At 66.8% G+C, this 23,625-nt stretch carries 17 protein-coding genes; 13 read left to right on the forward strand and 4 right to left on the reverse strand.

What is annotated here, in order from left to right; all coding sequences use genetic code 11:
• Positions 1–91 precede the first annotated feature (91 nt).
• A complete protein-coding gene (acs, locus tag STHE_RS08000; RefSeq protein WP_012872062.1) occupies positions 92–2,071 on the reverse strand; it encodes an acetate--CoA ligase in 1,980 nt (659 codons plus the stop codon).
• 412 nt (positions 2,072–2,483) lie between these two features.
• Here acs and coxB point away from each other — a divergent pair, with 412 nt between their 5' ends.
• The 6 genes from coxB to STHE_RS08030 all read left to right on the forward strand — a co-directional run bounded on the left by coxB (position 2,484) and on the right by STHE_RS08030 (position 9,702).
• Positions 2,484–3,521 carry a cytochrome c oxidase subunit II gene (coxB, locus tag STHE_RS08005; protein ID WP_012872063.1) on the forward strand — a complete coding sequence of 346 codons (1,038 nt, stop codon included), beginning with the start codon at positions 2,484–2,486 and terminating at the stop codon, positions 3,519–3,521.
• Positions 3,522–3,612: 91 nt separating this feature from the next.
• Positions 3,613–5,448: a cytochrome c oxidase subunit I gene (ctaD, locus tag STHE_RS08010; RefSeq protein WP_012872064.1), complete on the forward strand. Its 1,836-nt coding sequence runs from the start codon at positions 3,613–3,615 to the stop codon at positions 5,446–5,448.
• Positions 5,449–5,561: 113 nt separating this feature from the next.
• Positions 5,562–6,089, forward strand: a complete 528-nt coding sequence (locus tag STHE_RS08015) for a cytochrome c oxidase subunit 3 (RefSeq protein ID WP_148219936.1) — start codon at positions 5,562–5,564, stop codon at positions 6,087–6,089.
• A gap of 92 nt (positions 6,090–6,181) precedes the next feature.
• A complete protein-coding gene (locus STHE_RS08020; RefSeq protein ID WP_012872066.1) occupies positions 6,182–6,490 on the forward strand; it encodes a cytochrome C oxidase subunit IV family protein in 309 nt (102 codons plus the stop codon).
• 232 nt (positions 6,491–6,722) lie between these two features.
• Positions 6,723–8,786 (forward strand): sodium-translocating pyrophosphatase, encoded by a 2,064-nt coding sequence (locus tag STHE_RS08025; RefSeq protein ID WP_012872067.1) that lies wholly within the window; start codon positions 6,723–6,725, stop codon positions 8,784–8,786.
• Positions 8,787–9,096: 310 nt separating this feature from the next.
• A complete protein-coding gene (locus STHE_RS08030; RefSeq protein ID WP_012872068.1) occupies positions 9,097–9,702 on the forward strand; it encodes a hypothetical protein in 606 nt (201 codons plus the stop codon).
• Between the two features lie 20 nt (positions 9,703–9,722).
• Here STHE_RS08030 and STHE_RS08035 read toward each other — a convergent pair whose 3' ends face one another.
• Genes STHE_RS08035 through STHE_RS08045 form a run of 3 tightly spaced genes read right to left on the reverse strand, consistent with a single transcriptional unit; the run spans position 9,723 to position 14,704 of the window.
• Entirely contained in the window at positions 9,723–12,365 is a 2,643-nt protein-coding gene (locus STHE_RS08035) for a DUF4129 domain-containing transglutaminase family protein (protein WP_012872069.1), read from the reverse strand.
• A gap of 39 nt (positions 12,366–12,404) precedes the next feature.
• Complete coding sequence (locus STHE_RS08040) at positions 12,405–13,691, reverse strand: DUF58 domain-containing protein (protein WP_012872070.1); 1,287 nt, start codon at positions 13,689–13,691, stop codon at positions 12,405–12,407.
• Complete coding sequence (locus STHE_RS08045; RefSeq protein WP_012872071.1) at positions 13,688–14,704, reverse strand: AAA family ATPase; 1,017 nt, start codon at positions 14,702–14,704, stop codon at positions 13,688–13,690. Before STHE_RS08045 ends, STHE_RS08040 begins: the two co-directional genes overlap by 4 nt.
• 396 nt (positions 14,705–15,100) lie before the next feature.
• Between STHE_RS08045 and polA the strand changes: the two genes are divergently transcribed.
• From polA to STHE_RS08080, 7 genes are all read left to right on the forward strand, one after another.
• Positions 15,101–17,848 carry a DNA polymerase I gene (gene polA, locus STHE_RS08050; RefSeq protein ID WP_012872072.1) on the forward strand — a complete coding sequence of 916 codons (2,748 nt, stop codon included), beginning with the start codon at positions 15,101–15,103 and terminating at the stop codon, positions 17,846–17,848.
• Positions 17,849–17,942: 94 nt separating this feature from the next.
• On the forward strand, positions 17,943–18,194 hold the full coding sequence (locus tag STHE_RS08055; protein WP_012872073.1) for an FmdB family zinc ribbon protein: 252 nt from the start codon (positions 17,943–17,945) through the stop codon (positions 18,192–18,194).
• Between the two features lie 298 nt (positions 18,195–18,492).
• Positions 18,493–19,899, forward strand: coding sequence for a cysteine--tRNA ligase (cysS, locus tag STHE_RS08060; RefSeq protein ID WP_012872074.1), 1,407 nt, complete (start codon positions 18,493–18,495; stop codon positions 19,897–19,899).
• 2 nt (positions 19,900–19,901) lie between these two features.
• Positions 19,902–20,660: a 23S rRNA (guanosine(2251)-2'-O)-methyltransferase RlmB gene (gene rlmB, locus STHE_RS08065; protein WP_012872075.1), complete on the forward strand. Its 759-nt coding sequence runs from the start codon at positions 19,902–19,904 to the stop codon at positions 20,658–20,660.
• A 265-nt stretch (positions 20,661–20,925) separates the two neighbouring features.
• A complete protein-coding gene (rplI, locus tag STHE_RS08070) occupies positions 20,926–21,477 on the forward strand; it encodes a 50S ribosomal protein L9 (RefSeq protein WP_012872076.1) in 552 nt (183 codons plus the stop codon).
• Between the two features lie 21 nt (positions 21,478–21,498).
• Positions 21,499–22,842 carry a replicative DNA helicase gene (dnaB, locus tag STHE_RS08075; RefSeq protein WP_012872077.1) on the forward strand — a complete coding sequence of 448 codons (1,344 nt, stop codon included), beginning with the start codon at positions 21,499–21,501 and terminating at the stop codon, positions 22,840–22,842.
• Positions 22,843–22,865: 23 nt separating this feature from the next.
• Positions 22,866–23,600 carry a DnaD domain-containing protein gene (locus STHE_RS08080; RefSeq protein WP_012872078.1) on the forward strand — a complete coding sequence of 245 codons (735 nt, stop codon included), beginning with the start codon at positions 22,866–22,868 and terminating at the stop codon, positions 23,598–23,600.
• Positions 23,601–23,625: the final 25 nt, after the last annotated feature.

Consider the following 23,625-nt stretch of genomic DNA (forward strand, 5'->3'; position numbering starts at 1 on the left):
CCAGGATGGCTTCAGGCAGGATGAAAAAGCGGGGCCGGGCGTGTATGCCCGGCCCCGTTCGTACGCCGTGCCGTGGAAGCGGCTCGGACCGTTACTCGCCCGCTGCCTCGCTCGCCGCGTAGCGCTGCTTGATCTCCTCCAGAACGGAGGGATCGGTCAGCGTGGTGGTGTCGCCGAGCACGCGGCCCTCGGCGATGTCGCGCAGCAGCCGCCGCATGATCTTCGCGCTCCGCGTCTTCGGCAATTCGGCCGTGAAGTAGATCCGGTCCGGTCGTGCGATCGGCCCGATCGTCTCGGCCACGTGCTGCCGCAGCTCCCGCGCCAGCTCGTCGGTCGGCTCCACACCTGCGCGCGGGGTGACGAATGCCGCGATCGCCTGCCCCTTGATCTCGTGGCTGACGCCGATGACGGCCGCCTCGGCCACCGCCGGGTGGCTCACCAGCGCACTCTCGAGCTCCATCGTCCCCAACCGGTGGCCGGAGACGTTGAGCACGTCGTCGAGCCGCCCCATAATCCAGAAGTCGCCGTCTTCGTCCTGCTTGGCGCCGTCCCCCGAGACGTAGACCGTCGGCCCGAACTTCGAGAAGTAGGAATTGACGTAGCGGTCCGGGTCGCCCCAGAGGGTCCGGAACATGGCCGGCCATGGTCGCTTGATGACCAGGTAGCCACCCTGCCCGCGCGGCACCGAGTTGCCCTGCTCATCGACGATGTCCGGTTCAATCCCCGGGAACCCGCGGGTAGCAGAGCCAGGCGTCAGCGTCGTGAGGCCCGGGAGTGGGGTGATCAGGATCATCCCCGTCTCGGTCTGCCACCAGGTATCGACCACCGGGCACCGCCCGCCGCCGATGTGCTCCCGGTACCACACCCAGGCCTCCGGGTTGATCGGCTCACCGACCGTCCCCAGCAGCCGCAGCGACGACAGGTCGTGCTTGGCCGGGTACTCGGGACCCCAGCGCATGAAGCTCCGGATCGCCGTCGGCGCGGTGTAGAAGATGTTCACCCCGCGGCGCTCGACGATATCCCAGAAGCGATCCTTGTCCGGCCAGTCGGGCGCCCCCTCATACATCACGCTGGTGGCACCAATGGCCAGCGGTCCGTAGAGGATGTAGCTGTGCCCGGTAACCCAGCCGATGTCAGCCGTGCAGAAGTAGACGTCCTCGTCCTTCAGGTCGAAGACCCACTTCGTGGTGAGCGCCACACCCAGCAGGTAACCACCGGTGGTATGCAGCACCCCCTTGGGCTTGCCGGTCGTGCCCGAGGTGTACAGGATGAACAGCGGATGCTCGGAGTCGAGCGACTCGGGCGGGCAGTAGTTGCCGCTTACCTGGGCCATGGCGTCATGCCACCAGATGTCCCGGCCCTCCCGCATCTGGACCGGGTGCTTGTCGCGCCCAACACGCTCGACCACAACAACGCGCTCGACCGACGGCGTCTGCTCCAGAGCCTTATCGGCGTTCTCCTTCAGCGGGACGATCCCGCCCCGCCGGTAGCCGCCGTCAGCCGTGATCAGAACTTTCGCCTCGCAGTCGTTGATCCGGTCTGCGAGCGCATTCGGGCTGAACCCGCCGAAGACCACCGAGTGCGGTGCGCCGATGCGGGAGCAGGCCAGCATGATGATCGGCAGCTCGGGGATCATCGGCAGGTAGATGGCCACCCGGTCCCCGGTCTGCACGCCCAGGTTCTTGAGCATCAGCGCGGCGCGGTTCACCTCGCGATAGAGGTCCTGGTAGGTGAGGATGCGCTCGTCCCCCGGCTCCCCCTCCCAAACGAGGGCAGCCTTGTTCCGGCGCCAGGTCTTGATGTGGCGGTCGACGCAGTTATAGGAGACGTTGAGCTTCCCGCCGACGAACCACTTGACCCAGGGCGGGTTCCAATCCAGCACCTTTTCCCAGCGCTGGTCCCAGTCCAACAGCTCTGCCGCCTCAGCCCAGAATCCCTCCGGGTCCTTCCGGGCACGCTCGTAGACCGCGGGGTCGTTGATGTTCGCCTGAGCGGCGAAGTCTTCCGGGGGCGGGTATCGCCGCGTCTCGGTCAGCAACCCGGTTATGGTGCCCATCGGGTCAGTCGACATGACTCACTCCTTCCACGGTCCACACGCGGGGACTGCCTCATCATCATAGGCGATGCCACGGTGCTACTCTGCCCCAGCGGCGACCTCCATCCCATTCCCAGGGAACCTCTCAGGGGTATCTTAATCTATAATCCGCATGCAAGAAAGGCTTCACGCACCGGCGGCGGCGCGTCGCCACTATCGCATGTTTCTCTCGCAGCTCTTACGCGATTCCCAGACCGCACGACCGCGCGTGCCACTCTCGGCATCAAGAGCGTGACATTGGCGTGACATTGGCGTGTCACGGCTTGTGAATGGCATAACAAAATAGTGACACCCCGCGCGGACCCTGGTAGCATAGAAAGCAATTGGTCGGAGGCGCTGCCCCGAGCGTGTGGGGGTGCTGTGTGCCAGGAGGGGGAGCAGGAGGATCATGACGGGTCTCAGGAGAACGGCCCGCTGGGCGCTCTTCGCGGCGCTCACAGTCGCACTCGTCGTCTTCGTCAGTGGCTGCGCTGGCGGCACACCGCAGTCGGCGAGCGACCCCGCGGCGGACAACGCGAGGAAGATCTGGGATCTGTTCATGCCCATCTTCTGGATGTCCGTCGTCGTGTTCGTCATCGTTCAGGGCATCATCATCGTCGCCCTCATCCGATTCCGGCGTCGGCCAAATGATCCGATTCCGCACGCGATGCACGGCAACACCAAGCTCGAGATCGCGTGGACCCTGGCGCCGGCGCTGATCCTGGCCGCGATCGCGGTCCCGACCATCACCACCATCGCCGACCTGGCTCGCGATCCCGGCGACGAGGCCCTCACGGTGCGGGCGATCGGCCAGCAGTGGTGGTGGGCCTTTGAGTACCCGGAGAGCGGCGTGGTCACCGCGGATGAGCTCCACGTCCCGGTCGGCCGCCCGATTCGCGTCGAGCTCGAGAGCAAGGACATCATCCACAGCTTCTGGGTGCCCCGCCTGGCCGGGAAGCAGGACGTTGTCCCCGGGCGGACCAACACCATCCACTTCACTGCGGACGCCGTGGGTGAGTACTCCGGGCAGTGCGCGGAGTTCTGCGGCGCCCAGCACGCCAACATGAAGTTCAAGGTCATCGTCCAGACCGAGGAAGAGTTCGAAGCCTGGCTTGAGCAGCAGTTGCAGCCCGCCGTCGAGCCGGAGCCCGGCAGCGTCGAGGCCCAGGGCAAGGAGCTCTTCATGGCCAACTGCCTGGGCTGCCACACGATCCAGGGCACCGAGGCTCAGGGCAAGGTCGGTCCGGACCTGACGCACTTCGGCAGCCGCAACATGATTGCCGGTGGGGTGGTGCCCTACAGCACCGAGAACCTGAAGGAGTGGATCCACAACGCACCGTCCGTCAAGCCGGGCCAGCCCGGTCGCCCACTCCAGATGCCGGCCTTCACTCGGCTGAGCGACGAGGAAGTGGATGCCCTCGTGGCCTACCTGGAGAGCCTGAAGTGAGCTGGGCGGTTGAGCAGAGAGAAGTGCGCGACGAGGTAGCGGAGAGCACTGCGCGGCGACGCGTGCCGCGTGGGCGAGGGAGAATGTAGGAATGGCGCAGTCAGCGTTCACGCTAGAGCGCACGGCACCGGAGCAGACGGCGCTCTCGCGGCTCTGGGGGTGGCTCACCACCGTTGATCACAAGCGGATTGGGAAGCTCTACTTCTTCACTTCGCTCTTCTTCTTGCTGGTCGGCGGCCTGCTGGCGCTGTTGATCCGCACCCAGCTCGCCGTGCCCAACAATGACTTCCTGAGCCCGGACACCTACAACCAGGTGTTCACGATGCACGGCGTGGTCATGATCTTCCTGGTGGTCATGCCGCTCAACTCGGCGTTCTTCAACTACTTCGTGCCGCTGTTGATCGGCGCGCGTGACGTCGCCTTCCCGCGGCTGAACGCCTTCAGCTACTGGGTGTTCCTCTTCGGGTCCCTGCTCCTCAGCGCGAGCATCATCCTGAAGGTGGCGCCCAACGCCGGGTGGTTCGCCTACGCAAACCTGACCAACACCACCTTCTCCCCGGGCCCCAACCTGGACTACTACACGATGGGGCTCCAGATCCTGGGCGTCTCGTCGATCGCCGCGTCGCTCAACTTCGTGGTCACCATCATCAACATGCGGGCACCGGGCATGACGATGATGCGCGTGCCCATCTTCGCCTGGATGACGCTCATCACGTCCGTGCTGCTGCTCCTGGCCCTCCCGTCCTTCACCGTCGGCCTGATCGAGCTGGCCTTCGACCGCTTCTTCGGCACCGTCTTCTTCGAGCCGTCTGCCGGCGGTGACCCGGTCCTGTGGCAGCACCTCTTCTGGATCTTCGGTCACCCGGAGGTCTACATCCTGATCCTGCCCGCGTTCGGCTACGTCTCCGAGATCCTGCCGACGTTCACCCGCAAGCCGCTCTTCGGCTATCCGTTCATGGTCTACTCGGCTATCGCGATTGCCATCCTCGGCTTCGGCGTGTGGGCGCACCACATGTTCGCCGTCGGCCTCGGAACGGTGCCCAACGCGGTCTTCAGCACCACGACGATGCTGATCGCCATCCCCACCGGCGTGAAGATCTTCAACTGGCTGGGGACGCTTTGGGGCGGCTCGATCCGCATCACCACGCCGCTCCTGTTCGCCATCGGCTTCCTGGGCATGTTCACCATCGGCGGCATCTCGGGCGTGATGCACGCCTCGGTGCCGATCGACTACTGGCAGACCGACAGCTACTTCGTCGTCGCCCACTTCCACTACGTCCTGTTCGGTGGCGCGCTGTTCGCCATCTTCGGGGCCATCTACTACTGGTTCCCCAAGATGTTCGGCCGCATGCTCAATGACAAGCTCGGCCAGGTTCAGTTCTGGATCACGCTGATCGGCTTCAACCTGACCTTCTTCCCGATGCACCTGCTGGGCGTCGACGGCATGCCGCGCCGCATCTTCACCTACTCCAAGGAGATGGGCTGGAACCTGTGGAACATGGTTGAGACCATCGGCGCCTACATGCTCGGCGTGGGTGTCCTGGTGATGGCCTACAACATGTTCACCTCGCTCCGCTCGGGCGAGCGCGCCCCGGCCGACCCGTGGGACGGCCGCACGCTGGAGTGGTCGATCCCCTCGCCGCCGCCGGTCTACAACTTCGCTGAGGTGCCGGTGGTTTCCAGCCGCGATGAACTGTGGGAGCGGAAGCTGAAGAACCAGGCAGCGCCGGCCGCCGTCAAGGGCGGTAGCGGTGACGAGGCTGAGGGCATCCATCTGCCGCCTCCGTCGATCATCCCGCTCGTGTCGGCCCTCGGTTTCGCCATCGCCGGCGCAGCCATGACGTACAAGGTCTGGGTCCTCGTCGGGGTCGGCCTCGCGATCCTGCTGATCAGCATCATCGCCTGGTCGATCGAGCCCAACGAGTAGCCCGGTGGGCGTGAGTGAGGAAGGGTGAGAGAACGTTGAGTCACGCAAACGCAGCCGCGGCTCACGCGGACGCGCACCGGACATCAACCGGGCTGTCCCACAATAAGCTCTTGATGTGGACCTTCCTGGCGTCGGACTGCATGTTCTTCGGCTCCCTCATCATGACCTACATGGTCTACCGGGGCCGGAGCCTCAACGGGCCGTACCCGGACGACGTGTTCAACATCCCGTTCACCTCGGTGAGCGCGGCGGTGCTGCTCCTCAGCAGCTTGACCATGGTCCTGGCGCTGTCCGCTCTGCAGCGGGGGAAGATCAAGGTCTTCCGGGTCTGGATTCTCGCCACCGCGTTGCTCGGGCTACTCTTCCTCGGTGGCCAGTACTACGAGTTCACTGAGTTCTCGCATCTCGGCCTCGGGCTCGGCACGAACGTCTTCGGGTCATCCTTCTTCGTGCTGACCGGTATCCACGGCACCCACGTGGGCCTCGGCATCATCTGGCTCCTGACGCTCTTCGCCTTCTCCTTCCGGGGGCTGGTGCGTCAGGACAACGCGGAGAAGGTCGAGATCGCGGGTCTCTACTGGCACTTCGTCGACATCGTCTGGATCGTGATCTTCACCTTCGTCTACCTGCTGCCCTACTAGGGCACTGCGGCGCGGCGGGGCGCACCCCCGCCGCGCAGGCACACCGGTCGGTCCCAGAGCCAGGCCGGTAGTGAAGGGAGAGGCAGAGAGGTATGAGCCATCCGGGTGGTGAGTCGTCCGTCGAGCACGCGCACGCGCATCCAGGAGCGATCACGTACATCAAGGTCGCGGCGATCCTGGCGATCCTCACGATCACCGAGGTCGCGGTCTACTACATCCCAGCCTTGCTGCCGGTCATCACCCCGATCCTGATCGTGCTGTCGATCGGCAAGTTCGTCCTGGTGGTGGCGTTCTACATGCACCTGAAGTTCGACTCCCGGCTCTTCACCGGCATCTTCGCGTGGGGCATGTTCGTGGCTATCGCAATCGTCCTGGCGATGATAGCCCTCTACGCGTACTAATCACCCCACCGTGACGTCGCGAAGCGCGTCGGGTAAACTCCAACAGTGCGTGCCTGAAGGCCGCGGAATGTGGCTCGGGCAGGCGTGGTGCGTGGAATAGCAGCGCGGGCCAATCGAGCCCGCGCGTCGCACGTTCGGGCGCCCGTCGGAGTAGGCAGTCAGGCCACGGCAGGCTGCCCTCTATCGGCTATCGAGCGTCAGTGGTCCTGCGAGTGGGGGGAGTAAGAAGTCTGTGGATACCGTGACAATCGCGCTTGCCATCGCGATCGTCGCAGGGGTGGCCGCCATCCTCTACGGCCTGTTCCTCGTGCAGTGGGTTCTCAGGCAACCGCGCGGCGAGTCGCGCATGATCGACATCGCACAGGCCATCCAGGAGGGTGCCGAAGCCTACATGCGGCGCCAGTACACGCTCGTCGCGATCGTTGCGGTCGTCATCACGCTGCTGCTCGGCCTGCTGATCAACTGGTCGACCGCGATCGGCTTCGTGGTCGGCGCGACTGCATCCGCTGCGGCCGGCTTCATCGGGATGAGCGTGGCCGTTCGGTCGAACGTGCGCACCGCCGAGGCGGCAAAGTCGGGCCTCGCCCCGGCGCTGAAGGTCGCCTTCCGCGGCGGCACCGTCACGGGCCTCTTCGTCGTCGGCCTCGGCCTCCTCGCCGTCGCGGTCTTCTATGCCATCACGCGTGACGTCGCTCCGCTGGTCGGCCTGGGCTTCGGCGGCAGCCTCATCTCCGTCTTCGCTCGCATCGGCGGCGGTATCTACACCAAGGCCGCCGACGTCGGGACCGACCTGGTCGGTAAGGTCGAGGCCGGCATCCCCGAGGACGACCCGCGCAACCCGGGCGTGATCGCCGACAACGTGGGCGACAACGTCGGCGACTGCGCCGGGATGGCCGCCGACCTGTTCGAGACCTACGCCGTCACCGCGGTCGCCGCCATGCTCCTCGGCCACCTCGTCTTCGACACCGAGACGGCCGTGGTCTACCCGCTGGTTCTCGGCGCCGCATCGATCTTCACCTCGATCATCGGCACCTTCTTCGTGCGGCTCGGCAACAACGGCTCGATCATGCGCGCGCTCTACCAGGGTGTCGTCGCCGCCGTGATCCTGGCCGCCGTCGCCTTCTTCCCGCTCACGCTCTGGCTCATGGGCGACAACCCGATCATCAGCGATCAGCCCGTCTCGCTCTTCGGCCTCAGCTTCAGCCTCTCCGCCACGGCCAAGCTCTTCTTGAGCGCCATCGTCGGCATCATCGTCACCATGGGCGTCGTCATCATCACCGAGTACTACACCTCGGAGCGCTACGGCCCGGTCAAGCACATCGCCGAGGCATCCGAGACCGGCCACGGCACCAACATCATCGCCGGCCTTGCGGTTTCGATGCGCTCCACCGCGCTCCCGATCGTCCTCATCTCGGTGGCCATCTACGTCGCCTACCGGCTCACTGCCGTGCCGGGTGACCTGACGGCCGGCCTCTACGGCATCGCCGTCGCGGCCATGGCCATGCTCTCGATGGCCGGGATCATTGTCGCCATCGACTCCTTCGGCCCGATCACCGACAACGCGGGCGGCATCGCCGAGATGGCCGAACTGCCCGACAGCGTTCGCGCGGTGACCGACCCGCTCGACGCGGTCGGCAACACCACCAAGGCGGTCACCAAGGCCTACGCCATCGGCTCCGCCGGGCTGGCGGCGCTGGTGCTGTTCGCCTCTTACTTCCTGGAGATCACGGAGCAGATTACCTTCGATCTCTCCAACCCGAGCGTCCTGATCGGCCTCTTCATCGGCGGCGCCCTCCCCTACTACTTCGGCGCCATCCTGATGGAGGCCGTGGGCAAGGCCGGCGGTGCGGTGGTCGAGGAAGTCCGGCGGCAGTTCCGTGAGATCGAGGGCCTGCTCGAAGGCCGCGCCCGGCCCGAGTACGGTCGCGCGGTCGACATCGTGACCCGGCAGGCGCTGCGCGAGATGATGCTCCCGGCGCTCCTGCCGGTCGTGGTCCCGATCATCATCGGCGTCACCCTTGGCAAGGAGGCGCTGGGCGGCCTGCTGATCGGCTCGATCGTCACCGGGCTGTTCGTGGCCATCTCCATGACCACGGGTGGTGCGGCCTGGGACAACGCCAAGAAGGCCATCGAGTCCGGCCTCCACGGCGGCAAGGGCAGCTTCGCCCACCAGGCGTCCGTCACCGGCGACACCGTCGGCGATCCCTACAAGGACACCGCCGGCCCGGCCATCAACCCGATGATCAAGATCGTCAACATCGTCGCCCTGCTGATCGTCGCCTTCATGGGCTGGTAGTACGCAAGCGAGTTCCCGCGCGCTGCGGTGCGCCTGCTCGTCGCACAGGGGCCCGTCGAGGGCCCCTGTCGCTATCCAGAGACAAAAAGGCGCAGGCATCTCTCCTCGTGCGCTGATACGCGCGTGTGGGCGTGGCTGCCGGGTATTCCAGTGGGTGATCACCGCGCCAGCTGCAGCGAATGCTCGCGCGTTATGAAGTTTGACGAATTACCGTGCTACACCGGAGCTGCCCGGTTGTTGTCATCCTGAGCGGAGCTGGGGGCGGCGGCCAGCCGAGCTCCTCTTCCCCGCCCGGCGCGGCCGCTCCTGGTTGGGGACCACCGGACTCATTGTCGTCGCGGTCGCGTACGTCTGCGGCATCGCGGTCCTGGCGGCAATATTCCGGTTCGTTGTCGCCGCCGACTTTGCAGCCTCTCCGATAACGCTCGCTGCGGCCGGGCTCATCGCCGCGCTGCTTGCAGTCCTCGCGCTACGCTGGCGGTGGTCCGAAATCGACCTCGCGCGACCGCGGTCGGCGCTCGATGCCCCGGCGCCGCTGCGCGTCGGTCTTCTCGCCTTCGTGGCCGCTGCCGCCTGGTTCCTCCCGCTCGTGGATCTGCCCGAGTGGCTGAGAGTGGGGGCGTGGGTATGGGTGCCGATGATGGTTGCGCTATCCGTAGACGCGATCGCTGCGCGGCTGATCGCCCACTGGGCGGCCACGCGGCGCAACTGGAGCGACGTGCACCGCCTGGCTCTGGCAGTCGGTGCACTGCTCGTGAGCATGTTGTATGGCTTCTTCTACGTGACGTCAGGCAATGCAGTCGACCAGGCTGGGCAAGCGATCGCGAGCATCGTGGCGCTCACGCTCCTCGCCCGCTTCGCCCGCACGCTGTCCCGGCGAGGCGCCTCCGGCAGTGAATCCATCCCTGGTACCTGAGGGTCACCCTCAAGTCGCCCTCAGTCTTGGCCGTCGACGCCCGTATTCCGCCGGCGCCAGCGCTGCAGCAGTCCGTAGCGAACCAGGAGCGCGCGCAGTCGCTGCCAGGCCGCGCGAGCCCGGTTCAACTCGTTCTCGGTCGGCGGCCGCTGGCCGTACCGCTCGCGCACATAGAGGTCGGTCAGCAGCCGGATGTGCGGCCGCGCACCCGGCAGGTGACGAGAGACGACCGCGGCGTACTCGTACGGGGTCATTGACGTGCGCGTCGGCAAGCCGCTCCAGCCTGCGGCCCGCTGGACCTTGGTAAAGAACCGGGTGGTTGAGGTCATGCCACGCGTGCCGCGCATCCAGTAGAAGGAGAAGACCGTGATCCCCAGCACCACCGCCAGGACTAGCCCGCGTGCGATCCACTCCGCGCGGGTCGTCTGGTCGGGGGGCGGCGTGACCGCACCGCCCGCCGCTCCGAAGCCCTCGTTCAACTCCATGAGGATCTGCGCCTCGCGGTCGAGCGGGATGTTGTCGCCCGAGATGGCGCTGCCGTCCGCCGTGGCCGACGGCGTCGGGTCCGGCGTCCCGCGCTGGATCGCCCGCCGCGCAGACGTCGGCTCGAACGAGATCCAGCCATACTGCGGGAAGTACACCTCGACCCAGGCGTGGGCGTTGCGGTCCCGGTAGAGGTACCCACCCAGATCAGCGTCGAAGTCAGCCGGGTAGAACCCGACCGCGATCCGCGACGGGATGTCGAGGATACGGAGCATCTCGACCATCGCCGAGGCGTAGTACGTGCAGTATCCCTGACGCAGCTCGAACAGGAAGTAATCGACCAGATCGCGACCGGCCGGCGGGGTGGGCACGTTCTCGTTGTAGGTCAGGTTCTGACGCAGGTACTCCTCGATGGCGTTCGCGATGTCGTACGGGTTGTCCTTGCCCTCCGCGAGCTGCTCAGCCAACTGCCGCGTCCGCTCGGAGTATTCCGGCAGTTGCAGGTAGCGCTCGGTGATCTCCGCGGGGTAATCCGTCCCGGCCGCCCGCAGGTCATCGGCGGTCGCTTCGCTGACCAGCGAGACGATCTCGTAGGTGTCCCCCGCCCGAAGGCCGTCCCGTGCGTAGATCGCGTCCACGTCGTCGTAGATCGGTAGCGGTCCGCTGAAGCGCAGCGTGTGGACGCGGTAGTCCTCCGGGTCCGGCTCGAACCGCACGCGTATCCCGATCCTGCTGAGTTGCTCAACCTGCTCCATGATGGCGCGTTGCTGCGCCGGAATACCGAACCGGCGAGGTCGCTCGGGGATCGACGGGATCTCCGACGCCTCCGGGGTCGCCTCCGGTGTCGCCGCCAGTGGCTCCTCCCCGTCCGCCGTCTCATCCTCCTCCGGAACCGGGGTCGGAGTCGGCTCGGGCGGGGTGTAATCGGCCTCTTTCAGTAGCTCTACCAGTGGCCAGAGGACATGTGGAGTGGTCTCCTCAGTGGCCTCCTGGACATCGAGGACCTCCCGCTGGTAGGTGTGCCACCCAACCTGCAGCCGCGTCGGGACGCTCGACTGAGCGGCCGCCTCAGTCGAGTAGACTACCGCGCCCCGCGGCTGGTACACCTCGATCGTGTACTCCGCCTCGCTGCGCGCGCCGCCGGTAGTGGCCGAGCGCGGGAAGGGTTGGTCAGCTTCGAACTCGAGCAGCGGAGCGTAGGAAGCCACCCGGGAGTCAAGGTCTGCCTCCCAGACCCGACCGTCGAAGGTGCTGTAGCGGTGCGCGACGAGGTAGGGGGCGCCGTCACCCTTGACCAGTACCACGGGCTCATCGCTCAGCCGGAGCGGCCCGCCCAACTCGAAGCGATCCCCAAAGCTCGCGAAGCCGCCGATGCCAACGCCGCCCGGACCTCGCAGTGAGGAGAACCAGGAGTTGAAGGTTCGCTCCACCTGCCTCCACGGGCCGTTGATCTGCTGCCAACCGGCCTGAATCCGCTCACTCTGCATGGACCACGGCACCAGCCAACCCGCGCAGATGACCAGCATGGCCAGGTAGCTCCCCACCCACAACCCGCGCCAGGCCAGTGTCTCGGGGTACGGCACGGACAAGCTCCGCCAGGTCAACTCGCGTTGGCTGACGGTGAAGCGCATCAGCAGCAGGATAGCGGCAAAGAGGTAGAGGGCCACCAGGCCGTGCGAGACGCGCTGCGAATAGCCCATGTTCAGCAGGAGGATCACACCGGGAAGCAGGAGCGTCAGCCAGACCCAGCGGGAGCGGAATACGAACCAGACCGAGATGTAGCTGAGGACCCACAACAGCGAGGCCATGAGCAGGACGAACAGGTACAGGTCGTCCGCTCGCTCACCCTGGCGTACGGCACTGGACCAGAGCTCCCAGCGCTGCCAAAGGTAGGCCAGCTTCTCCCGGCGGCCGCCGAGCGCGTCGCTCAGGAAGCCGGTCATCTGGTACAGCACGACGACCGAACCCACCGCCAGCGCGATGATGTGTGCGGCCAGAGAGGGCAGCCGTCGAATGTTGGAGAGCACCAGCCCGACCACCAGCCCGACGAGGGTGATGGTCGAGAGGATCTGCAACCCGTCCGCCCAGTCGGCGAGTTGGACCGACCATGTGGCGGTGAAGACCACCAGAGCGATCAGCCAGAAGGTGGTCCAGCCTTCGCGAAGCGCCAACCGATGCATGTCGCTCCCATCCCGGCAGCCGCGGGGCGCTCAGCCCGTCTACGGCGTTGTCCTAACCGCCCCCATCGTGGCCGCCTGCGTGGCCAGGGCTCGCCCGATGTCGTCTCCGTACTTCAGGAGGTAGGTGGGGATGCCGATCGCCGCCAGGTCGCTCACGACCATCAGGCTGCTCTCCCCCCCATTGAACGTGCTGCTCTCGATCAGTACTACGACGACACCGACGCCGCGGGCGCTGAGGTTCATGAGGACCTGCGCCCACTGCTCATCAGTGGAGGGTGTCACAACAATGACGGTGGAGTTCCGGTCGAAGTTCCCACCCTCCGCCAGCAGCGTCTCCGCCAGCGGCTGCGTCCCGTCGGCCCGAACCACTGCCAGGAACTCCAGAATCTTGACCATCTGCCGCCCGCCCCGATCGGTCGGGATGGTCGTCGGCTGGCTGTTGTTGGTGATCAGGCCGACGTTGCGGTTCTGGTCCAGGAAGTGGCGGGCCAGCGATGCCGCGGTCGTCACGGCGTACTCTTCTGTCGAGTCGAGCCAGAAGGCCAGCGGGAGCTCCTCCCCTCCCCGGCCTGCGGCCCGCGGGTCGAGCGGCGGCAGGTGGTGACCGGCCCGCACATGGTGGCGCGCTTCCAGGTCGAGCACGATCCAGACGTCCGCCGTCGGGTCGAGCTCGAACTCCTTGACCATCAACTGGCCGGTGCGCGCCGTGGCCGCCCAGGCGATGCGGTTGAAGGCGTCCCCGGGCAGGTACTCCCGCACCCCGGCCGCATTCGGCGTGACGAACTGTGTCCGGCGCTGGAGCGAGTTGCCGCCCGGCAACTCCCCCACCGGGAGCCGAAAGCCGGAGAGGTCGACGGTCGCCGGGTAGACCAGCAACTCATGCACGTAGGGCACCAGCCGCCTCACGGGGAAGAGACCGAACGGGTCGCCGGACTGCAGTGTGAGCGGGCCAACGCGAAAGCGTCCGCGCCGGGAGCACCACGTCTCGACGCGCCAGCGGGTCGAGTCGCGTGGGCGCAGGTGCACCACCCGGCTCATCCGGTGGCCAGGCACGTCGGAGTGATCGATCAACTCGACCCAGAGCTTCGCCAGACGGCTCAGGTTCTGGATGCGCAGGCGCTCCACCAGCGCCTGGCCTACCTGAGCACGGTCAGCCTGCGTCTCCCGCGTGACGACCAGGCCACGCAGGCTCAGGCGGCTCCAGATGAAGGCCACCACGAACAAGCCCGCCAGGACGAAGAAGACCTTCTCCAGGACGTCCCAGCGGCTCAGCTCCGCAAGTACCAGGACAACGACGATGAGGACGGCTAGCTTCAGGGCGTTCACGCGTTCGTCCCCGTACCCCTCGGGCTACGTGTCCCGCGCCACCCGAGTGTCCGCTCCGCGCTGGGCGACGTGGGCCGTGCCCCCGGTACCGGCAGGCTCATCAGAATCTCGCGCACCACCATGCGCCCATCGACGTTCTTCATGCGCGCCGACGGGCTGACGATCAGCCGGTGTGCCAGCGTCGGCTCCGCCAGATCCTTGATGTCATCCGGGATCACGTAGTCCCGGCCGGCCATCGCCGCCCAGGCCCGCGCCGTGTTGTAGAGCGCCAGCGAGCCGCGTGGCCCCGCGCCGAGGTAGACATCGTCGTGCTCCCGGGTGGCCTCGACGATCGAGACGATGTACTCCTTGAGCGAGTCGTCGACGAAGACCCGCTTCACCATTTCCTGACCGGCGAGCAACTCATCGACCCCCACCACCTGCTCCAGCAGGTTCAGCGGATGGGTGTAGTGCTGCCGGTTGAGGATCTCGACCTCGCCACGGTGTCCGGGATAGCCGAGAGAGATGCGGATCAGGAACCGGTCGAGCTGCGCCTCGGGCAGCGGGAACGTCCCCTCGTACTCGATCGGGTTCTCGGTCGCCAGGACGATGAAGGGGTCGGGCAGCCGGTGAGTTATCCCGTCGACCGTGATCTGCGACTCCTCCATTGCCTCCAGGAGCGCCGACTGCGTCTTCGGAGTGGCTCGGTTAATCTCATCGGCCAGGACGATCTGCGCCACCACCGGACCCGGGCGGAACTCGAACTGCCCGGTCCGCTGGTTGAAGATGCTCACCCCGGTGACGTCGCTGGGCAGCAGGTCCGGCGTGAACTGGATTCGCTTGAAGCTGGAGCCGATGCTGCGCGCGATGGCCTTCGCCAGCACAGTCTTGCCGACGCCGGGCACGTCCTCGATCAGGACGTGGCCGCGGCACAGCAGCGCCACGAGCACGAGTTGCACCTCGCGTCGCTTGCCGACGATAACCCGTTCCACGTTGGTGACAATCCGCTCGGAAAGTGCCTGCACCGGCTCCATGATGCCCTCTACCTCCCTTGGCCGGAGAGTGCCGAACGCGAGCGGCCACGTGGAAACGTCACGGCCGCGCCAGCGTGCCATCTCGCCCGAAACTCTGAACGATAGACCTGTCGAGCGGGAGGCGATTCAAGATCACTACCAGCTCACGAAATCGGGCGGAGCAATTCCAAGACCATCCCAGCACGACGCTGTGCATTATATCAATCAGACCCCTGCCAAACCGGGAGCGCCGCCCCGCCTGCGCGGCTGCGCGTATGGGGCATGATCGTCTTGTCAGATACCCCGCACTCAGGCTCCCGCGTCGTCACTCTTACGCTCAACGCCTGCCACCGGTTCGCGTGCCCGCAGGGGCACACATTCCCGTATACTTGTTGCTTGCGGAGAGGAGCGGGGTGAATGAAGTCTGCGCACGATCCTGCAGGGCGAACGATCATGCTTGTGGACGGCCACGGTCTGGCCTACCGGGCCTTCCACGCCCTGCCCGACACGCTGGCTACAGCATCCGGTGAGCCGACCAACGCGGTCTTCGGCTTCACCTCGATGCTGCTCGATGCCCTGCGCTCCTATCACCCCGACTACGTCGTGGTGAGCTTCGACGTCGGGCGAACCTTCCGCCACGACAGGTACGAAGCGTACAAGGCGCACCGCGCCCCGATGCCCGACGATCTGCGGCGGCAGATGGAGCGGATCCACGAGGTCCTCGCCGCGCTCAATATCCCGGTCTTCACCCGCGAGGGCTACGAGGCAGACGACGTGATCGCCACCCTGGCGAGGCTCGCTGCCGAGCGGCACATGTCGGTGCTGGTGGTGACCGGCGACAGCGATCTCCTCCAGTTGGCCGACGGCGCGGTCCGCATCATCCTGCCAGGCCGGCAGCGCTTCGGAGACTACCGCGTCTTTGACCGCGAGGCCGTCATCGAGCGCTACGGCTTCCCGCCGGAGCGCATCCCCGAGTACAAGGCCCTCGTCGGCGACACGTCGGACAACATCCCCGGCGTCCCCGGCATCGGCGCCAAGACCGCGACGGCCCTGGTCCAGGCCTACGACAGCCTGGAGGCGATGCGCGAGCACATCGACGAGATCAAACCGCCCCGCGCCCGCGCGTCGCTGGCCGAGCACTTCGAGCAGGCCCTCCACGGCCGTGAGCTCGCCACCGTCGTCCGCGATATCGACCTCGAACTGGACCTCGACACCTGCGTCCTCGGTGACTACGACCGCGACCGGGTCCTGGAGGTCTTCCGCGAGCTTGAGTTTCGCACGCTGGTCAACCGGCTACCCGAGCCGACCCGACCGCAGGTGACGACGGCGCCGCCGGCGCCACCCGCCGAGCGCACCATCGTCCGCTTCGACAACCAGCTCGGCGACCTGCTTGAGGAGCTCCGGAGCGCCCCGGCCATCGCGCTCGATGTTGAGACGACCTCGACCGACCCCATGACCGCACGGCTGGTCGGTATCGCTCTGGCGACCAGCGGGCAGCGCAGCTTCTACGTGCCGGTCAACCACGCGAACGACGACGAGCAGCTCGACGCGGACGAGGTGCGAGAGGCGCTATCGCCGCTCCTGGCCGATCCCAACACTGTCGTCTACGCCCACCACGGCAAGTACGATGCGCTCGTGCTGGAGCGGGCCGGTTACCCGCGCCCACGCATCGCCTTCGACACCATGATCGCCGCCTACCTCTTGGGCGAGAACGCACTCGACCTCAAGTCGCTGGCCTTCAACCGGCTCGGCATGGAGATGACCGAGATCACGACGCTGATCGGCCGCGGCCGGAACCAGCTCACCATGGACCTAACGGACGTGCAGGCAGCGGGCGACTACGCCTGCGCAGATGTCGAGGCGACCTACAGGCTGGTCGAGGTCCTCCAGCCCGACCTGGAAGCGCAGCAGCAGGAGCGCCTGTTCCGTGAGATCGAGATGCCGCTGATCGACGTCCTCATCGACATGGAGAAAGTCGGCATCGCTGTCGACGTTGACCTGCTGCGCGATCTCTCTCGCCAGCTCACCGGGCAGCTCGCCGAGCTGGAGCGGGAGATCTACGGCCTGGCCAAGCACGAGTTCAACATCAACTCCACCCGCCAGCTCGCGACTGTGCTCTTCGACGAGCTGGGGCTTCCGGCCGGCCGCCGCACCAAGACGGGCTACTCGGTCAGCCAGGAGGTGCTGGAGAATCTGCGCCACGCCCACCCCATCGTCGACTGCATCCTGGAGTACCGCCAACTGCTCAAGCTGAAGTCCACCTACGTGGACGCCCTGCCCGAACAGGTGAACCCGGAGACCGGCCGCATCCACACCTCGTTCAACCAGACCATCGCGGCCACCGGGCGGCTGAGTTCGACTGACCCGAACCTGCAGAACATCCCGGTTCGCACCGAGCTCGGCCGGTCGGTCCGGCGTGCGTTCATCGCCGACAACCGGCCGGGGTATCGCCCCTTCGACGAGGAGGCCGTGCTCCTGTCGGCCGACTACAGCCAGATCGAGCTGCGGCTTATGGCGCACCTGAGCGGCGACGAGCGACTCGTCCACGCCTTCCGCGAGGGGCAGGACATCCACGCTGCCACGGCGGCCGATGTCTTCGGCGTCCCGCTGGAGCAGGTTACCCCCGACATGCGGCGAGTGGCCAAGACGGTGAACTTCGGCATCATGTACGGCATGCAGGCCTACGGGCTGGCGCGCGACACCGGGATGAGCCGGCAGGATGCCCAGCGCTTCATCGACCGTTACATGGCGCGGCTGCCCGGCGTGCGCGCCTTCCTCGAGCGGACCAAGCGGCAGGCACTGCAGCAGGGCTACGTCACCAGTATGTTCGGCCGGCGACGCTACACCCCCGACATCGACTCTTCCAACGTGAATCGGCGCCTGGCCGCCGAGCGGATGGCGATCAACATGCCGCTGCAAGGCTCCGCGGCCGACATCATGAAGATCGCCATGATCCGGGTGCACGACGAGATGCGTCGCCGCGGCCTGCGCAGCCGCATGCTCCTGCAGGTGCACGACGAGTTGCTCTTCGAAGTTCCACGCTCCGAGCTCCGGACCATGGCCGACCTGGCAGTCGATGTGATGGAGAAGGTCGTCACGCTCAACGTGCCGCTGGTGGTCGAGGTCGCTGCCGGCGCGAACTGGGACGAGCTAGAGCCGCTCTAACTCAAACTTGGTGACACCATCTTGCTCTAGCATCGGATTATGGATAGAATTACCGATAGTTTGCTCGTAGTAGGTCAGAGGAGGTCCGAGCGGGATGCCGATCTATGAGTATGCATGTGGGACGTGTGGCCACACCTTCGAGCGCAAGCAGCGGTTCAGCGACGAGCCGGTGAGCGAGTGCCCGGAATGTGGAGCCCAGGTTCGTCGCGTCCTTCATCCCGCCGGGATCATCTTCAAGGGCTCAGGCTGGTACATTACTGACAGCCGGAAGTCGAACGGCTCGAGCAGCACCAGTGACAGTGAGAGCACATCGAGCGCGAAGGAGACGAGCGCAGCGGCTGATTAGCAGCCCCGGCGCGACCGCTATGAGCAACGGCCACACCAACCCCTCGTATTCGTATCACAGCGTTCTTTGCTATTGCTCCTGTCGCTAGGGGGTATCGGCGGAGCCGGTGCCCCCGTCGCGGCCTACCTCTTGCCTGCTGCTGTCCAACGACGCTGACCCGTCCAGGGTCGAGTCAGTCGGCATGCCGGCGCGTACCCGCACGGGCACGCCACCGGGTGCGGCCCAGGACCGCAGGAGGCGACGGCTGTGATTCCGGCGCCCCGCCAGTTCGGCCGCGGCGCCGCAACAGGAGACGAGCATGACGCTGAGACTGACCGACACCCGCACCGGAGAGCAGCGCCCGTTCGAGCCGATCGAGCCGGGCGTGGTCCGCATGTATGTCTGCGGCCCCACCGTCTACGACGATGCGCACATCGGTCACGCGATGTCGGCGATCGTCTTCGACGTGCTCCGGCGCTACCTGGAGTACTCGGGCTACCGGGTCATCCACGCCCAGAACTTCACCGACGTCGACGACAAGATCATCCAGCGCGCGGCCACGCTCGGGATTGAACCCCGCGAGCTGGCCGAGCGCTTGATCGAGGACTGGCTGCGCGATACCGCCCGGCTGAACGTCAAGCCCGCTACGATCTACCCCCGCGCGACCCAGGAGATCGACACGATCATCGAGATGATCAAGGGGCTGATCGCGGAGGGGCACGCTTACGCCGTCGAGGGGGGCGACGTCTTCTTCCGCGTCGACTCCTTCCCGGGCTACGGCAAGCTGTCGCACCGCTCGCTCGACGAGATGATGGCCGGCGCGCGGATCGAGGTGGATCCCCGCAAGGAAAACCCCATGGACTTCGCGCTCTGGAAGGGTGCCAAACCGGGCGAGCCAGCCTGGGACAGTCCCTGGGGTCCGGGTCGCCCCGGATGGCACATCGAGTGCAGCGCGATGATCTACCGGCACCTGGGCGACCGGATCGACATCCATGGCGGCGGTGCCGATCTCATCTTCCCCCACCACGAGAATGAGATCGCCCAGTCCGAGGCATTCACCGACCAGGAGCCGCTGGCGCGCTTCTGGGTCCACAACGGCCTGCTGCAGCTCGGCGGCGAGAAGATGAGCAAGTCGCTGGGGAACCTCATCACCATCCGCGAGTTGCTGGAACGGGGCGACGGCGAGGCCTTCCGCTTCCTGGTCCTCAGCTCGCACTACCGCAGCCCGCTCACCTTCAGCGATGAGGCCATGGACTCGGCCCGCCGCGGCCTGGCGCGCCTGCAGAGCGCCGTGCGCGGCTTCGACCCGGCCACCGCGCCGGCGACCGCACCGGATCACGCGCTCGCCCGCATAGCGGACGAGACCCGGGCTGAGTTCCGGGCGGCGATGGACGACGACCTCAACACGCCGGTGGCGCTGTCCCACCTGTTCGAGCTGGCACGCGCCATCAACCGCGAGCGCGACGCCGGTGCGCCTGCCGCCGCCGTGGCCTACGCCCAGAGCGTCCTCAAGGAGCTTGCCGGCGTCCTCGGGCTGACGCTGGAGACGACCACGCAGCGCACCGACGAGGCGATCGAGCCGTTCGTCGACCTGCTGCTGGAGGTCCGCGCCGAGCTGCGCAAGCAGCGGCTGTGGGATCTGGCCGACCGCATTCGGGTGCGGCTGGGTGAACTGGGCATCCGCGTCGAGGACACCGCCCAGGGCAGCACCTGGCGACGGGAGTGACCATGCGCGAGCGACCGCGTGGGACCGAGCTGCTCTACGGCCGCAACGCCGTCATGGAGGCCCTGCGCGGTCGCCGCTCCCTCCGCCGCCTGTTCGTCGCCGAAGGTTCGGCCCGGCAGCCACGCGTCGCGGCGATCATCCAGGCGGCCGAAAAGCGCCGACTTCCGGTGAAGCACCTTCCACAGCGCGACCTGGCGGAGATGCTGCCGGATGTCAACCACCAGGGCGTCGCCCTGGAGACCGGCCCCTACCCGTACGTCGGGTTCGACGACCTGCTCCGGCAGGCTGAGGGGCGTCCCATCCTCGCGCTCGACCACATCCAGGATCCGCAAAACCTCGCCACCCTGATGCGAACCGCCGAGGCTGTGGGCGTCGGCGGGTTGCTCCTGCCGGACCGGCGCGCGGCCGGGGTGACGCCGGCCGTGGTCAATGCCTCGGCCGGGGCAGTCGAGCACCTGCGCGTGGCGCTGGTTGCCAACCTCGGGCGCGCGCTGGAAGAGTGCCAGGAGGCTGGCTACTGGGTGGTCGCCCTGGAGGCCGGCCCCGAGGCCCAGACCCTCTTCACCGCTGACCTGCCCGAGCCGACCGTGCTCGTCGTCGGCTCCGAGGGGAAGGGCATGGCTCCCACCCTCCTGCGCCGCGCCGACGTCCAGGTGGCGCTCCCGATGCAGGGCAGAGTCGATTCCCTCAACGCCGCAGTGGCCGGCTCCATCGCTCTCTACGAGTTGCTGCGCCGCCGCCTGGCTGCCCAGGGCGACTGAACTCCATCGCGGCCGGGCGTGGGAGGCGTTCCCGGTCCCTCGGCACGGGCAAGCGACCGTCAGAACCGCACGGATGCCGCGCCTACATTGCAATCCGCCCCTACGCTCGGTATCATAATGTTGGAGGGAGTGGTGTTCGTACACGTGCGAACACCTGTTTTTGGCGCCGGTTGTCCCGCTTGTGACCGGCGCGTCTTCGTTGACAGAGTGCCGTGCGGGTCGCGCCGCGCGCCGCACCGCGACGGCGACAGAGAGGCATCACAGCATGAAGGTCATCCTCCTGCAGGATGTCCCCAAGTTGGGGAGTGCGGGGGCGATTGCAGACGTCTCCGAAGGGTATGCCCGCAACTATCTGATTCCGCAGGGTCTGGCCGAGATGGCGACCCCAGGCCGCGTCAAGGAAGCCGAGCAGCGTCTGGCCGCCGCGGCGCGGCGCCTCGAGCGCGAGGAGCGAGCCAAGCAGGCCCTGGCCGACCGCATCGAGGGCACGCGCATTCAGATGCTCGCTCGCGTCGGCGAGCAGGGGCGGCTCTACGGCTCCATCACCGCGCAGGACATCGCCGAGGTGCTCACCGCTAAGTTCGGTGAGGAGATCGACCGGCGCAAGGTTCTCCTCGAGGAGCCGATCCGCACCGTTGGGGAGCATCAAGTGACGGTGCACCTCGTCGGTCGCCTGCGGCCCACGGTGACGGTGGTCGTCGCTCCCGAGGGCGGCGAACCGGTTGCGGCCGGCGACGCCGAGGCGAGCGCTGCCGGCGAGGATGGCGCGGCGAGCGCCCAGGACGAGGCGGCTGGCGAGGAGTCGCCCGAGTCCTAGGGTTGAGCGAGGAGCGAGGCGGTGGCCACGCAGGCGGTCGAGCGACTTCCGCCCCACAACCTGGAGGCAGAGCAATCAGTCCTGGGCAGCCTCCTGATCGACCGCGATGCGGTGATCAGGGTCGCCTCGTTCCTCAAGCCTGAAGACTTCTTCCGAAGCGCCCACGCGACGATCTTCCAGGCGATCGTCGACCTCTACAACCGCCGCGAGCCGCCCGACTTCGTCACCGTCGTCGACGAGTTGGAGCGGCGCGAGCGGCTTGAAGAGGTCGGTGGTGTCGCCTACATCACCGAACTCATGAACGCGGTGCCGACGGCCGTGCACGTCGAGTACTACGGCCGCATCGTTGAGCGCACCGCGACCCTGCGCCGGTTGATCGAGGCCGGGAGTGAGATCGTCCGCATCGGCTACGACGAGTCGCTGGACATCGACGAGGCGCTGGAGCGGGCCGAGCAGGCCATTTTCGACGTCTCGCAGCGGCGCAGCACGCGCGACTTCACCCCGATCGCCGAGATCCTCGAGCACTACTTTGACAAGCTCGATGCCATCCAGCACCAGCGCGGCACCGTCGTCGGCGTGCCGACCGGCTTTGCCGATCTGGACAAGCTGACCGGCGGGCTGCAGCGCTCGGATCTCATCATCCTCGCCGCGCGTCCGGCCGTCGGGAAGACCTCGTTCCAGCTCGGCATCGCGCACAACGCGGCCGTGCAGTACGGCAAGACGGTCGCCATCTTCAGCCTCGAGATGTCGGCTGAGCAGCTCGTCCAGCGCCTCCTCGCGATGGAGACCGGCGTCGACTCTCACCGGCTGCGCCTGGGGCTGATCAACGACGACGAGTGGGACCAGATCTCCCGCGCGTTCGGCCGGCTGGCGGAGGCCAAGATTTTTATCGACGACACGCCGAGCATCAACATCATGGAGCTGCGCAGCAAGGCGCGCCGCCTCATGGCCGAGCACGGCGTCGACCTCATCATCGTCGACTACCTCCAGCTCGCCCAGGGCCGCCGGGCCGAGAACCGCGTCCAGGAGATCTCCGACATCTCTCGCAGCCTCAAGGGTCTGGCCCGCGAGCTGAACGTCCCGGTGCTGGCCCTCTCCCAGCTCTCGCGCGCCGTTGAGGCCCGCACCGACCACCGGCCGATGCTCTCGGACCTCCGCGAGAGTGGGTCGATCGAGCAGGATGCAGACATCGTCATGTTCATCTACCGCGAGGACGTGTACGACCCGGATACTGAGAAGAAGGGCATCGCGGAAATCATCGTCGCCAAGCACCGCAACGGGCCGACCGACACGATCTCGCTCCGCTTCTTCGATCGCACCGCGCGGTTCGCCGACCTCGAACTCTACCGTGAGCCGTCGTCGTAGCACGACGGGCTGGGAAGGCTCAGATGCACCACGACGCCGGGAACGACCCGGACGCCAGGATACCCGTCCCTCGCCAGTTCTTTGAGGAGCTGCTCCCGGCGATGCGCGACATCGCCGAGATCAAGGTGATGCTGACCCTCTATCGGCTCCTCGCCTCGCCGGACTGGCGTGACGGTGTCGTGCCCGAGAGCGCGCTCTACACAGACGAGCACCTGCTGGAGGGGTTGCGCCTGACCGGGGCGGCGCTCCTGCCGCTCGACGACATCCGCCGCGGCATCGAGCTCGCGGTCGCACGCGGCGCGCTGCTGCGCTTCCGGGTCGTTGGAGACGACGGCGGGGAAGCCTGGCTGATGCCGGCAACGCCGGAGAACCGCCTGCGGCTGGGCCTGTTCGAGCAGGGACTCGCGCCGCTGCCCCCTGCCGTCGGCGCCCGCGAGCCGTCTCTGCGGGTGGAGCGGGAGCGGCCCAACGTGTTCCGGCTCTACGAGCAGAACGTCGGGCTCGTGACCCCCATCATCGCGGACCAGTTGATCGAGGCGCTGGAGCTCTACCCGGAGCAGTGGATTGAAGACGCCATCCAGGAAGCGGTAAGCTACAATCGGCGACAATGGCGATACATCCAGCGGATCCTGGAGCGCTGGGCCACCGAGGGGCGTGGCGATGAAGCGGATCGGCGATCTGGACGTCCTGCGACAGCTTTCGACCCGGAGAGGCACCTCCGCGGTAAACATGCCCCCATCTTCCGGCGACGACGATAGCTGCCCCATCTGCAAGGGGGCTGGC

This window comes from Sphaerobacter thermophilus DSM 20745, from assembly GCF_000024985.1.
Classification (GTDB): domain Bacteria; phylum Chloroflexota; class Chloroflexia; order Thermomicrobiales; family Thermomicrobiaceae; genus Sphaerobacter; species Sphaerobacter thermophilus.

Bases quoted from the DNA above. Each gene is read 5' to 3' on its own strand.
- rplI (WP_012872076.1), top strand. From the start codon at position 20,926: ATGAAGGTCATCCTCCTGCAGGATGTCCCCAAGTTGGGGAGTGCGGGG.
- cysS (WP_012872074.1), top strand. From the start codon at position 18,493: ATGACGCTGAGACTGACCGACACCCGCACCGGAGAGCAGCGCCCGTTC.
- rlmB (WP_012872075.1), top strand. From the start codon at position 19,902: ATGCGCGAGCGACCGCGTGGGACCGAGCTGCTCTACGGCCGCAACGCC.
- STHE_RS08035 (WP_012872069.1), bottom strand. From the start codon at position 12,365: ATGCATCGGTTGGCGCTTCGCGAAGGCTGGACCACCTTCTGGCTGATC.
- ctaD (WP_012872064.1), top strand. From the start codon at position 3,613: ATGGCGCAGTCAGCGTTCACGCTAGAGCGCACGGCACCGGAGCAGACG.
- STHE_RS08015 (WP_148219936.1), top strand. From the start codon at position 5,562: ATGTGGACCTTCCTGGCGTCGGACTGCATGTTCTTCGGCTCCCTCATC.
- coxB (WP_012872063.1), top strand. From the start codon at position 2,484: ATGACGGGTCTCAGGAGAACGGCCCGCTGGGCGCTCTTCGCGGCGCTC.
- acs (WP_012872062.1), bottom strand. From the start codon at position 2,071: ATGTCGACTGACCCGATGGGCACCATAACCGGGTTGCTGACCGAGACG.
- STHE_RS08020 (WP_012872066.1), top strand. From the start codon at position 6,182: ATGAGCCATCCGGGTGGTGAGTCGTCCGTCGAGCACGCGCACGCGCAT.
- STHE_RS08045 (WP_012872071.1), bottom strand. From the start codon at position 14,704: ATGGAGCCGGTGCAGGCACTTTCCGAGCGGATTGTCACCAACGTGGAA.
- STHE_RS08080 (WP_012872078.1), top strand. From the start codon at position 22,866: ATGCACCACGACGCCGGGAACGACCCGGACGCCAGGATACCCGTCCCT.
- polA (WP_012872072.1), top strand. From the start codon at position 15,101: ATGAAGTCTGCGCACGATCCTGCAGGGCGAACGATCATGCTTGTGGAC.
- STHE_RS08055 (WP_012872073.1), top strand. From the start codon at position 17,943: ATGCCGATCTATGAGTATGCATGTGGGACGTGTGGCCACACCTTCGAG.